11 protein-coding genes and 1 pseudogene are annotated in these 11,549 nt (G+C 49.0%); 7 read left to right on the top strand and 5 right to left on the bottom strand.

Going from position 1 to position 11,549, the window contains the following annotated elements; translation table 11 throughout:
- Nucleotides 1-186 precede the first annotated feature (186 nt).
- The 3 genes and pseudogenes from argC to AC5JLB_RS08020 all read left to right on the top strand — a co-directional run.
- A complete protein-coding gene (gene argC, locus AC5JLB_RS08030) occupies nucleotides 187-1,176 on the top strand; it encodes an N-acetyl-gamma-glutamyl-phosphate reductase (protein ID WP_495873305.1) in 990 nt (329 codons plus the stop codon).
- Nucleotides 1,177-1,346: 170 nt separating this feature from the next.
- Nucleotides 1,347-1,547 (top strand): type II toxin-antitoxin system HicB family antitoxin, encoded by a 201-nt coding sequence (locus AC5JLB_RS08025; protein ID WP_495873304.1) that lies wholly within the window; start codon nucleotides 1,347-1,349, stop codon nucleotides 1,545-1,547.
- Between the two features lie 62 nt (nucleotides 1,548-1,609).
- A pseudogene (locus AC5JLB_RS08020) lies at nucleotides 1,610-1,753 on the top strand (type II toxin-antitoxin system HicA family toxin); the annotation flags it as partial.
- Here the strand turns inward: AC5JLB_RS08020 and AC5JLB_RS08015 are convergent.
- Both AC5JLB_RS08015 and AC5JLB_RS08010 read right to left on the bottom strand, forming a co-directional pair.
- A complete protein-coding gene (locus tag AC5JLB_RS08015) occupies nucleotides 1,750-2,283 on the bottom strand; it encodes a DUF456 domain-containing protein (protein ID WP_495873303.1) in 534 nt (177 codons plus the stop codon). The pseudogene AC5JLB_RS08020 and the gene AC5JLB_RS08015 overlap by 4 nt on opposite strands.
- A gap of 60 nt (nucleotides 2,284-2,343) precedes the next feature.
- The gene (locus tag AC5JLB_RS08010; protein WP_495873302.1) at nucleotides 2,344-2,994 is read right to left on the bottom strand and encodes a cofactor assembly of complex C subunit B; all 651 of its coding nucleotides are present in this window, start codon (nucleotides 2,992-2,994) and stop codon (nucleotides 2,344-2,346) included.
- A gap of 39 nt (nucleotides 2,995-3,033) precedes the next feature.
- Between AC5JLB_RS08010 and AC5JLB_RS08005 the strand changes: the two genes are divergently transcribed.
- The gene (locus tag AC5JLB_RS08005; RefSeq protein ID WP_495873301.1) at nucleotides 3,034-4,347 is read left to right on the top strand and encodes a D-alanyl-D-alanine carboxypeptidase; all 1,314 of its coding nucleotides are present in this window, start codon (nucleotides 3,034-3,036) and stop codon (nucleotides 4,345-4,347) included.
- A gap of 37 nt (nucleotides 4,348-4,384) precedes the next feature.
- On the opposite strand, the gene AC5JLB_RS08000 is transcribed toward AC5JLB_RS08005, so the two are convergent.
- Both AC5JLB_RS08000 and AC5JLB_RS07995 read right to left on the bottom strand, forming a co-directional pair.
- Entirely contained in the window at nucleotides 4,385-5,185 is an 801-nt protein-coding gene (locus tag AC5JLB_RS08000; protein WP_495873300.1) for an alpha/beta fold hydrolase, read from the bottom strand.
- Between the two features lie 91 nt (nucleotides 5,186-5,276).
- Nucleotides 5,277-6,002 (bottom strand): lysophospholipid acyltransferase family protein, encoded by a 726-nt coding sequence (locus AC5JLB_RS07995; protein WP_495873299.1) that lies wholly within the window; start codon nucleotides 6,000-6,002, stop codon nucleotides 5,277-5,279.
- Between the two features lie 493 nt (nucleotides 6,003-6,495).
- Here AC5JLB_RS07995 and metG point away from each other — a divergent pair, with 493 nt between their 5' ends.
- From metG to lptC, 3 genes are all read left to right on the top strand, one after another.
- Nucleotides 6,496-8,118, top strand: a complete 1,623-nt coding sequence (gene metG, locus AC5JLB_RS07990; protein ID WP_495873298.1) for a methionine--tRNA ligase — start codon at nucleotides 6,496-6,498, stop codon at nucleotides 8,116-8,118.
- An 82-nt stretch (nucleotides 8,119-8,200) separates the two neighbouring features.
- A complete protein-coding gene (locus AC5JLB_RS07985; protein WP_495694300.1) occupies nucleotides 8,201-8,818 on the top strand; it encodes a LabA-like NYN domain-containing protein in 618 nt (205 codons plus the stop codon).
- Between the two features lie 124 nt (nucleotides 8,819-8,942).
- The gene (gene lptC / locus AC5JLB_RS07980) at nucleotides 8,943-10,130 is read left to right on the top strand and encodes an LPS export ABC transporter periplasmic protein LptC (RefSeq protein ID WP_495873297.1); all 1,188 of its coding nucleotides are present in this window, start codon (nucleotides 8,943-8,945) and stop codon (nucleotides 10,128-10,130) included.
- Nucleotides 10,131-10,230: 100 nt separating this feature from the next.
- Here the strand turns inward: lptC and AC5JLB_RS07975 are convergent, their stop codons facing one another.
- The gene (locus AC5JLB_RS07975) at nucleotides 10,231-11,298 is read right to left on the bottom strand and encodes a mannose-1-phosphate guanylyltransferase (protein ID WP_495873296.1); all 1,068 of its coding nucleotides are present in this window, start codon (nucleotides 11,296-11,298) and stop codon (nucleotides 10,231-10,233) included.
- Nucleotides 11,299-11,549 lie beyond the last annotated feature (251 nt).

Genomic DNA, 11,549 nt, shown 5'->3' with positions numbered 1-11,549 from the left:
TCAAGCATCGTCGGATTCCAGTATCTACTTGAATCATTCTTTATTGGGCAACGCCAAGATGGCAGTATCCTATTTGCCCGATCGCAGTCAACCAATGCTGTAAAATCGAGAAGTTCTAGAGTAGCTCGTTTGCTCTAAACGTTGGCACATTCAAGCGTTTGCACCACTGAAGGCATCCCTCGCAAGATGACTAAACCCAAGGTTTTCATTGATGGAGAAGCAGGAACGACAGGCTTACAAATCTGCGCTCGGCTAAATCAACGAGACGATATCGAACTAGTCAGTCTAGATCCGTCTCAGCGCAAAGATGCAACGGCGCGAGCAGAACTAATCAATGCCGTTGATGTTGCCATCCTCTGCTTGCCAGATGAGGCTGCACGTGAGGCAGTGAGCTTTGTCAGCAACCCAACTGTGAAAATTTTGGATGCGAGTACTGCCCATCGAACGGCTGAGGGCTGGGTCTATGGCTTCCCCGAACTGAATCCAGGGCAGCGCGAGAAAGTAGCGAATGCTCAATTTGTCAGCGTTCCAGGCTGCTATCCAACTGGATTTTTGAGCTGCATTCGTCCGTTGATTGCGAGCGGACTGCTAAGCGATCGCTTTCCCGTAACGATCAATGCGGTGTCAGGCTACTCTGGTGGCGGCAAAAGTCTGATCAAGCAGTACGACACATTTCACACTCAGCAAGATGAAGCGCAGCGTTCTAAAGGGTCAGCCTATCCCTACGGCATTTATGGAACGCAGTTTGGGCACAAGCACGTTAAGGAAATGCAGCATTATTCTGGCTTAGCCACGCCGCCGCTATTTGTGCCTTCTGTAGGAGATTTTGAGCAGGGAATGTTGGTTCAAGTGCCGCTGCCGCTTTGGACGTTAGACAATCCGCCGTCGGGACAAGAGATTCACCATGCGATCGCAGACTACTACCAAGGGGAACAGTTTATCCAAGTCATTCCCTTTCAGGATTCCTCCGTGCTGCGAGACGGGGCATTTTTGGACGCAACGGCAATGATCGGAACTAACGTCGTGCAGATCGTTGTCTTTGCCAATGACGCGACTCAAGAAGCGCTCCTCGTAGCTCGCCTGGATAACCTGGGCAAGGGCGCATCAGGAGCCGCGATTCAAAATCTCAATCTCATGCTGAATGTTGACGAAACCTTGGGATTGTTCAATTGGTAGCGAAGACTTAGTATGTAAAGCTTGTACTTCCAACCATATCTGCTATGGGAAGGTTAGCCTCAACGCTACGTGATCATTGTGCTGCGCTCGATAGTTAGCTTCATATAGCTTAAGCGAGGCAGCACAATGCTTTAAAGTTGGAAAATAGCCTTGCATAGAGGATCTTAATTGTGAAGATTAAGGCAGTAGTTTGGCAGGAAGACGACGTTTGGTGCGGCTCTGTACCTGCTCTCCCTGGTTGCCACACCTGGGGCAACAGTTACGAACACTTGTTAGAAATGTTGCAAGATGCAATTCAAGGCTGGCTGGAAGTTGCCAGTGAGCGGGAAGAGCTTGAACCAGAAAAGCAGGTGGTTGAGTTATCCTTGTGAAAGCGATTTCAGGCAGAACCTTGGGCAAAATTGTTGAGAAGCAAGGCTGAGAGCTAAAGCGCGTCACTGGTAGCCATCATATTTACGTTAAAAAGAATGTTCAAGCTATTCTTTCAATTCCCGTGCATAGCAATCGTGATCTTCCAAAAGGAACTCTGAAGAGCATCTTTCATGATGCTGGACTGACTGAAGATGATTTGGGTTAACTGCCAGTTGCGGCTGAAAAAGTAGTGTAGAGAAAAATGCCGACCGTTGCGATCGCAAAGATGCCTTGCAGCAAGTTCCCCAATACAGAGCCAACAACAATTCCCATTCCTGCTTTAATCGCAATCATCAAATCTCTGCGATAGAGAAATTCTCCGATGATGGCACCGAGGAGCGGACCTAATAAAATTCCAACAATCACCCCAATTGGGCCACCAATTGGAATCGTCGGTAAGAAGCCAAGAAAGCCGAGAATGAATCCAACGATCGCGCCGACTTGCCCCCAATTACTTGCGCCTGCTTTTTTGGCTCCCCAATAAGTGGCAAGAAAATCGACGCCTAAACTGACCACAAAAACCGCGATCGCAACAGGCAATGCCACGCTAACCGCTGCAAATCCTTTGACGACGCCCCAAATGACAACGGCTGCCAAGATGAGACTGATGCCTGGAATGCCCGGCACGATCGCGCCGATAATCCCTACGACCATCACAGCAACTAAGAACCAGTACAAAGCAATCATGGCATCCATAGCATTGCGACTTTTCTAGAACTATGACTAAGGTAGCGTGATTTGTCCGTCAGAGGATTATCAGTTCTGGGAGTTGACGCGCGCGAGGGCATAGTCGAGTTTCTCTGCGATCGCGGCAACCCAATTTTCGTCTTGTTTGGTGTAACTACGCGGCGCATTGGCTCCTAAAATCAAAACGCCATCTGACCCGATCGGCTGACAGATCACACCTTGAGTATTTTCGGGTAGGTAATCAAACTCGATGCGCCCCGGATAGACACTGAGCGCAACGAGGTAGATGGGTTTCTTCTTATCCAGCACTCGTTGTAGAATCGCTCCGGGTTTGACTTCTGCTGTTGGCGCTAAAACACCACGTCGCAACAGAACCTGACCGCCATACCAAATAATGAGCGATTTTGTCACCGTGTTGGTTAACAAAATATGCGATGCCCAAGCAAGTTCTGCTTTCACGTCATCGGGCAATGGAGCGAGTTCAAATCCTTCTTCTCCCACAAGCTGCACACTGTCAGGCGTTCTAGCTTGCACCTGCTGCCACAGCAATCCTGTTAAAATCAACACCGCGCTTAAAATAACGCCGAGGGCATCCACTCGTGCTTGAGAGCCTGTCAACGTCGGGGTCAACACCCGATTCGTCAACAGTAAAATTCCTCCTAACATGCCCACTGCGATCGGCATCCGTCGCAAAATCCGATTGGGATCAGCCTTCGCCATTGCCCTCGTTTCCGTACGCTACACTCTATACCCTACACCTTGATCAGGAGTGCTGACTTGCTGGAATTGTTTAGTGCGGGCTTAGTGTCTGCATGGCTTAAAATGGCGGGCTTGCCGCCGTCGCTCGATCCATGGCAAACGGCGACTCAACTCGATTGGCAACTCGTGCCCTCAACGGATGCTTCTACCGATGCGATCATGCAGCAGTATCTTAAGCAACTAACGAGCCAAGGATTAGAGGCATCGTCTCAGGGCATTTGGATTCAGTCGGGCGCAACGCTACTGGCGAGCAATCAAGGAACGATGGCGATGCCTGCCGCCTCGCTGACCAAAATCGCAACGTCGCTGGCGGCACTTGAGACCTGGGGAGCCGCGTACCAGTTTGAAACGCCCATCTTGGCAACGGGGCAGATCCAGAACGGAGAATTGCAGGGAGACTTGGTCGTTGAAGGAAAGGGCGACCCCTTGTTTGTGTGGGAAGACGCGATCGCGCTCGGGAATGCTCTCAATAAAATTGGCATCACTCGAATCACGGGAGATCTGATCATCACAGGACGATTCATGATGAACTTCGACCCCAATCCTGTCACGTCGGGCAATGACTTGAAAAAAAGTTTGAATTCTCAACAATGGAATGACGAAATCGAAGCAGAATTTGCGGTTTTGCCAGCCAAAACACCGCGTCCGACGGTGGCGATCGCAGGATCGGTTCGAGTTACGTCTCCTCCTCCAACCCAAACGGTACTAATGCGCCATCGGTCGCTCCCGTTGACGGATTTGCTCAAATACATGAACATCCACAGCAATAACGAAATGTCGCAACTGCTAACCGAGACGATGGGCGGAGTTCAAGTCATGATGCAAAAAGCGGCAGATGCATCTGGACTGGGTGCCGACGAGATTCAGTTTGTCAACGGCTCCGGTTTAAGCATGGACAATCGATTGTCGGCTCACGCCGCGTGTGCGTTGTTTGCGGCGATTGATCGCTCCATTCACTCCAGCGATCTCACTTTAGGCGATTTGTTTCCGGTAGCGGGTCTAGAAGGAATTGGCACAACGTTAGAAGAGCGGTCCATGCCAGAACAATCGGTGGTGAAAACCGGAACGCTGAACGAAGTGAGCGCTTTAGCGGGCGTGTTGCCTACGCGCGATCGCGGATTAGTCCAGTTCGCCATCATTAATCGTGGAACCGAAATCACCGCACTGCGAAAACAGCAGGATATTCTACTGCAAACCTTGCAGCAGCACTGGGGCAAATCGTCGGCAGACATGGTTCAACCGAGTGCGTGGGTAAAGGCGCGACGATCGACATTAAGAGCAACAGTTCGCAACGAAATCGTATACGGTGGCTAAGCGACAGGTTCTTGTAGAGGTATGGCATGCCGTGCCCTTACGACACCGGCAATTGACTTTTCGCCTCTAAAAATCCACTCGTTTGCAAAATCTCAAGTAAATTCACATTTTTCTCCAGCAAGCAGGTATGTCCGCTCTCGGGCAATGCTACAACTCGCGCATCCTGAAACGCTTCCTTCAGCCGATATGCCTCTGTTAAAGACGGTAGTAACCTGTCTTTAGTACTCGCCAAAATTAATGTTGGCAGATCCAACGCCTGCAACTCCTCCACAGGAACCTGAAACCGCGACAGCAGCCTCATCCGCCAAACCGACGTTTTCTGCGGCACCGTTTGCACCGCTTCCACTAACGCTTGGCGATCTTCCTCGGCAATCCGCCCAAACGAGGCTAATAAAGGCAAAAATGTCACCGATGAGACTTGATAGGCAAGCTCTGGTAAATGGCGACTGATCTGCGCTCCCCACGCAATCCACGGCCTACGACCAAACGAAGATGCTGGATTAACTAGAATTAGGCGGCGAAATAGCTGAGGCGCAAGCACAGCAACCTTCATCGCCAAACAGCCACCAAACGACTCGCCGCATAGATAAATTGGACGTTCTGAATAATCTGCAACCTCAGCTTCAACCAACTGGATGACCTGCTTTGCCAATTGCTCCCAACTCGTCAGGTCAGTCGGCGGAATCGCCAAACACCGAACATCAAATCGAGCTTCCAACCCAGTAGTCTGCGCTCGAAGCAACTGACCTGTGCCGTCCATTCCGGGCAAAAACACAAACAGAGGAAGTTCGGGTCTGAGAACTTTGGGGGTGATGAAACAAGGGGGGGTGGGACGCATGATGGAGAGAGAATGAGGTGCAGAGTTACAACGTGTACATCGGAACAGAGCTGCTTAAATTTAAGGTTCCCTAAGCCCTACTCCTTGTTCATTAGTAACACCCTTGGCGGAGGAGATCACTGATTTCAGCATGACAACGATCGCTGAAGTCTTTAACCATTGACTTAGCGTATTTGCCCTGATACTTCTCTCGCTGCGCGGGAGTGACCCAAATCGGACGCCCAATCAAAAGATTCACCCGTTGATACAAAATCATCGGATGCCATCCATCTTGAGCAAATAAGGGTTCGGAGGGATCAAACAAACTGAGTAATCTCAGGGGAACGGCAGAGTTGCTTGTTTCGGCTTGAGACGCGATCGCAACCGGCAAAATGGCCAGATCTGGAACGGGCGCTCTTAGCGCTAAATGGGCAAATCCGCGATGAAACCGACCCACTTCAGTCCGCTCTGGGCTGTGAATCATCGGCGGTGTTCCTTCTGGAAACAAGCCCACGACTTGCTGCGTTTTGAGTAACGTGATCGCCTGCTCAAAAAAACTCTGCTGGCGATGCTCTAGACTTTCGAGCGGAAAGCATCCGCCCAACTCAGTCACCACTTCTCGCATGACCGGCACCTGACCCATGTAGTGGTGGCAGGCAAATCGAATCGGACGGTTCAGTGCTGCCATCAGGAGCGGCGCGTCTAAAAAGCTGCGGTGATTGCTCACCACCAAAACCGAGCCTTGGCGCGGCACGCGATCGCCATAGTGGGTATATAAACGAGTTCCGATCGCTGTTAGCAGTAATCGCGACACCTGAAGCGGACGGTCAAAAGGCATGAACTCCAATCCAAACGGTTGAATACGTTGAATACTAAGAATGTACTCTCACTTGTTAACAGTACTTTACCAAGCGTAACAAGCTTCTTAAGGTACAGGTTAGGCACTAAAAAACTAATTCTTCTGTAGAAGTTGAGTTTCAATATTGGACTAAGAAGAAATTCTAATCACAATCATTCTAATCACAGTCATAGGTTAATCAAAACCCCCAAGTATGCTAAAGCTTTAACTAGAATGTTGCTAAAGCCTCAATGGCTTGAAGTAAGGTTTCCAAGCCTATACCTTTCTTAAAATTTAAGATTTTCGATCAGAACTGCATAGCAGAGGTAGTTAAAATGGGTGAGGCTACTAAAGGATGATTTTAGAAGTACGGTTCCGTATTTCTTAGAGGGTATATCTTATTAGTGAACCCTTTCACCTGGTGTCTGTGTTTATAAACACGATGTGCCCCGTCTATGAGATTTCATAACATTGGGGTTATTTAAATTTATCTATGACTTCTGAAGCTCTCGAAAACACCCCATTTACAATTACGACGCCTCTCTACTATGTGAACGATTTGCCTCATATTGGGAGTGCTTATCCAACCATTGCGGCGGACGCGATCGCGCGGTTTAATCGGTTGCGAGGGACGCCGACGCTGTTTGTCACGGGCAGCGACGAACACGGTCAGAAAATTCAACGCACGGCAGAAAGTCTTGGACGCACCCCAAAGGAACACTGCGATTTGATCGTTGAAGGCTTTAAAGCGCTCTGGGAACGGTTAGACATTCGCTACGATCGCTTTATCCGGACAACAGACGAACGGCACGAGGCAATTGTCAAAGAATTTTTTGGCCGTGTTTGGGATCGCGGCGACATCTATATCAATCAGCAAAAAGGCTGGTACTGCGTTTCTTGTGAAGAATTTAAAGAAGAACGCGAACTGCTAGAGGATCACCACTGCGCGATTCACGTCAACAAACAAGCAGAATGGCGCGACGAAGAAAACTATTTCTTTCGGCTGTCGAACTACCAAGAACGCTTGGAAAAGCTCTACCAAGAGCATCCTGAGTTTATCTTGCCAGAGAGCCGCCGCAATGAAGTCCTAAACTTTGTAAGTCAAGGTTTACGGGATTTTTCGATCTCCCGCATCAACGTCGATTGGGGATTTCCCGTTCCGGTCAATCCCAACCACACTATTTATGTTTGGTTTGATGCGTTGCTCGGTTACATCACCGCCCTCCTCGAACCCGATCAGGCTCCAACCTTAGCCAATGCTCTGTCTCGGTGGTATCCCATCAACACCCATCTAATTGGCAAAGACATTCTGAGATTTCATGCGGTGTATTGGCCGGCTATGCTAATGTCTGCCGACTTGCCGTTGCCCCATCGTATCTTTGGTCATGGTTTTCTCGTCCGCGACGGCGTCAAAATGGGCAAGAGCATGGGAAATGTGATTGATCCGATCGCGTTGGTCGAGCGCTATGGCTCCGACGCCGTTCGTTACTATTTCCTCAAAGAAATTGAGTTTGGGCGAGATGGCGTTTTTGACGAAGCTCGATTTGTGAATATTCTCAACGCTGACCTTGCAAATGATTTAGGGAACTTACTCAACAGAACATTGCGAATGGCGCATAAATATTGCGGCGGTGAAGTTCCCAATGTATCCAGTGATAGCATTTTAGTAGAGAATCCACTGAAGGCAACTGGAGTTGAACTGGGCGATCGCGTGATTAGGGCTTACGACGCTCTCGCCTTCAGCGTTGCCTGCACCGAAATCCTCACTCTTGTGCGGATGGGAAATAAGTACATTGATGACCAAGCGCCTTGGAAGCTCTATAAACAGGGCAACCAAGCCGCCGTCGAGCAAGTACTCTATGTGGTTCTAGAATCGGTGCGCTTAGCGGCGTATCTTCTGTCACCCATTGTTCCAAAGGTTAGTACGGCGATTTACCAACAGTTGGGGTATGCCATTGACTTTAACAATGCCAATTCAACCAACGTCAATTCAATCGACGATGCAAGCACCTTTGCTCATCACAAAACTTGGGGACTGCTTCAGGCGGGCCAACCGCTTGACGATCCCCAGCCTGTGTTTCAGAAGCTAGAACTTCCGGATGCTCCCTCATCTTGAAGATCACAGAACAAGACAACAAAATAGTCAAATTTGCAGATTTCGCATCAATAACACTCATAAAAATCGAGGTATAGCACCTGTGTTGAACCCTTTAAATCACGAGCCAGAGACCGTATTTTCGCCAGAGCAAGTTCTTGAAAATCGGGGCAGAGTTGCCATTTTTATTGATGGCTCAAACTTGTTCTATGCAGCATTGCAGCTTGGCATCGAAATCGATTACACCAAACTGCTCGTGCGCCTCACTTCTGGATCTCGATTGCTGCGATCGTTCTTTTACACTGGTGTTGATCGCACGAACGAGAAACAGCAAGGCTTTTTGCTGTGGATGCGGCGCAATGGCTACCGAGTCATTTCTAAAGATTTGGTTCAACTGCCAGACGGCTCGAAAAAAGCAAATCTGGACGTTGAGATTGCAGTTGACATGATGTCGCTGGTTGGCTCTTATGATACTGCTGTTCTAGTCAGTGGAGATGGCGATCTGGCCTACGCTGTGAATGCCGTGAGCTATCGGGGAGTCCGGGTTGAGGTGGTTAGCCTGCGATCGATGACCAGCGATAGTTTAATCAATGTTGCCGATCGCTATATTGACCTTGACGGTATCAAAGAAGACATTCAAAAAACGGCTCGCAGCTATACCTACCGTCCGCTTTCTGGAATTAGTCTGATGGACGATTCAGCCGAGGAGCATGGACTGTAGCGCTACGTTACACGGGATCTTTTGGGGCAGTCATTCCGTCTACAGTAGAAGAGTAGAGGAAGCTGCCCCATTGTTTTGAGTTCTACTATTTTTGTGAGTGTTGTTATCGATTGAGGACTGCAACTTGAGCCGTACGATTAGCGCGAAGCGCAACTGCAAAGCATTCACCCCAAACAGAATTGCCCTAACCCTCCTTCTCATCCCACTCTTGGTTGGAGCTGGAGCCTGTTCTAAACGCAATCAGTCCGCTGAAAAGCTGGCTCAAGAGGCGCAAGAAGCCCAAAAGTTTGATAGCAATCTCACCTTTAACAATGTCACGCTTCAAGAAGCCGACGAAAAAGGGCAACTGTGGTGGAAGGTGAAGGCAAAACAAGCCACCTACAGTGAGGATAAGCGAAACGCCATCGTGGTGGAGCCCAAGGGTGAACTCTATCAAGACGGTAAACCAATTTACAAAATTGATGCTCAAAAGAGCGAGATTCAGCAAGACGGTAAATCGGTCGTCCTGAAAGGTGAGATCACTGCAACCGATGTCAAAGATGGCTCGGTCTTTAAGGGCAATGAAGTCGAATGGCGTCCGACTGAGAATGTGATGTTTATTCGCAACAAGTTCACGGGCAATCACAAACAGATGCAGATCGCCGCAAAACAAGGGCGTTTTTTAACCCGTGAGAACAAAGTCGATGTCTCAGGGCAGATTGTCGCCACGGTGAAAGATCCACAAATGAAACTGCAAACTGAGCATCTCATTTGGGATACCAAACAAGAAAAGGTGGTGGGTGATCGCCCGATTCAGGTAGAGCGCTATCAGAATAAAGTGATCACCGATGTAGGCAGTGCGAACGCAGGTGATGTCGATCTCAAAACAAAAACTGTCAACCTCCGTGACAATGCCAAAATCGCCATCAAAGCCTCAAATCTCAATATCAGTGGTAACTTGTTGACCTGGAATATTGATACCGAAACCCTAAGCGCCAATCAGCCCGTCACGATTGTCAATCCGGTGCAACAAACGACGATCACCGCCAATGCAGGCAATTTAGATTTGGCCCAAAATGTCGCTCGACTCGATGGCAATGTGCGCGGGATCGGCGAAAAAAACCAATCTCAACTAACAGCCAATCAAGTCACTTGGTTTCTTGAGACTCAACAGTTTGAAGCTAACGGAAATGTGAACTATAACCAGCAGAATCCGCCATTTAGCATTGCTGGACCGAAAGCAAGCGGTAAATTAGACGATCAGCAAGTGGCAGTCAGTGGAGACAGTAGCGGCAGAGTCGAACTTCAGATCGTACCGCAGACGAAGCAATGAGCTTCTCTCACCCGTAAATTGGCAACGGATTTTTTAGCAAATGCGAAGGCTGGACGGATTAGACCTGCTCCGTTCAGCCTTCTAATGTTTACCGTTGAATCTATAGCAAATCCTCATATTCAGGGTGAGACTGAAGCGATCGCAGCACATCTTTAATGTCTTGCGTCCGGTCCTTCTTAACAATTAAAGTGACTTTGCCGTCTCGTACAATCACGGTGTCTTCAAGCCCAATCGTGACAAACAGATCGTCTTCATTGGTCGCGTAAAACAGCGCTCCTCGCGTGTCTAAACCGACATGATGCGCCAACTCTACATTGAGATTCTCGCTCTTGAGCAGTCGCTCCATCGCTGCCCAATCTCCCAAATCGTCCCACCCGAAGGTTACGGGTAATACATAGGCGCAGTTCGTTTTTTCCATTAGAGCGTAATCAATACTCTTCTTCGGAATGGTTGAATAGGCTTCGATCCCCCGTTCTTCTAACGGTAAAAGAATGTCTGAAGCATGGTGGCGTAACTCCTTCAGCGCAACCTCGGCTCGGAAGACGAACATGCCGCCATTCCAGCTAAACCGACCGCTCTTTAAAAACGCCTCGGCAGTCTCGAGATCAGGCTTTTCAGTAAAGCGATCAACGCGGTAAGCAGGGCAGGAAGACGCGCCAAATACCCCCAGCTTCTCGCCCTGTTCGATATAGCCGTAGCCCGTTGCCGCATGGGTGGGCGTGATTCCCAACGTCACGATCGCATCGGTTTGACGTGCTACGTTTGACGCTGCCTCTAACGTCTGCTCAAACGCTGCCTGATTATCAATCCAGTGGTCGGCTGGAAAAAATCCAGTCAATACTGATTCACCATAGCGTTTCGCTACCTCTAACGTACTCCAAGCTACAGCTGGAGCGGTGTCTCGCCCTTCTGGTTCGACCAATAGATTTTGAGCAGGCAATTGGGGAAGCTGCGATCGCACTCCCTCTTCTAAATGAGACGCCGTGACAACAAACAAATGCTCCCATCCACCAGCGACGTTGAGCAATCGCTCAGCTGTTGCCTGCAAAAGGCTACGACCACTTCCATCTAGACTTAAAAATTGCTTTGGACGATGTTTACGGCTAAGCGGCCAAAACCGCTCACCTTTACCACCCGCGAGAATAATAGGCACGAGAGATTGCGTCATGATAAATGTATGCGACTTTGCAGCCAATCAGGGCAGGATTGAGGGTAGAAGAAGTAACAGGAATAGGTTAAGCCAAAAACACTTGGTCAGAAACAATTTGGACGCCTCCCTGCTCATTTAAACAAATGTCTGTTGGCTCTTCCCACTAGTTCCCTTTTCTTCATTAATCCTATCTTTCCGAAAATTTGTGGAATGGAATACAGCCTTTTTCGATCTAGTCAGGTACAGTAGCAGCAATGCGTGAACCAGGC

Source organism: Myxacorys chilensis (genome assembly GCF_059505265.1).
This window is presented reverse-complemented; position numbering and strand designations above follow the sequence as displayed.

What these genes read in the sequence shown, in the direction of transcription:
- argC (WP_495873305.1), top strand. Translation starts at nt 187, where the DNA reads ATGACTAAACCCAAGGTTTTCATTGATGGAGAAGCAGGAACGACAGGC.
- AC5JLB_RS08015 (WP_495873303.1), bottom strand. Translation starts at nt 2,283, where the DNA reads ATGGATGCCATGATTGCTTTGTACTGGTTCTTAGTTGCTGTGATGGTC.
- AC5JLB_RS08010 (WP_495873302.1), bottom strand. Translation starts at nt 2,994, where the DNA reads ATGGCGAAGGCTGATCCCAATCGGATTTTGCGACGGATGCCGATCGCA.
- AC5JLB_RS08000 (WP_495873300.1), bottom strand. Translation starts at nt 5,185, where the DNA reads ATGCGTCCCACCCCCCCTTGTTTCATCACCCCCAAAGTTCTCAGACCC.
- AC5JLB_RS07995 (WP_495873299.1), bottom strand. Translation starts at nt 6,002, where the DNA reads ATGCCTTTTGACCGTCCGCTTCAGGTGTCGCGATTACTGCTAACAGCG.
- metG (WP_495873298.1), top strand. Translation starts at nt 6,496, where the DNA reads ATGACTTCTGAAGCTCTCGAAAACACCCCATTTACAATTACGACGCCT.
- AC5JLB_RS07975 (WP_495873296.1), bottom strand. Translation starts at nt 11,298, where the DNA reads ATGACGCAATCTCTCGTGCCTATTATTCTCGCGGGTGGTAAAGGTGAG.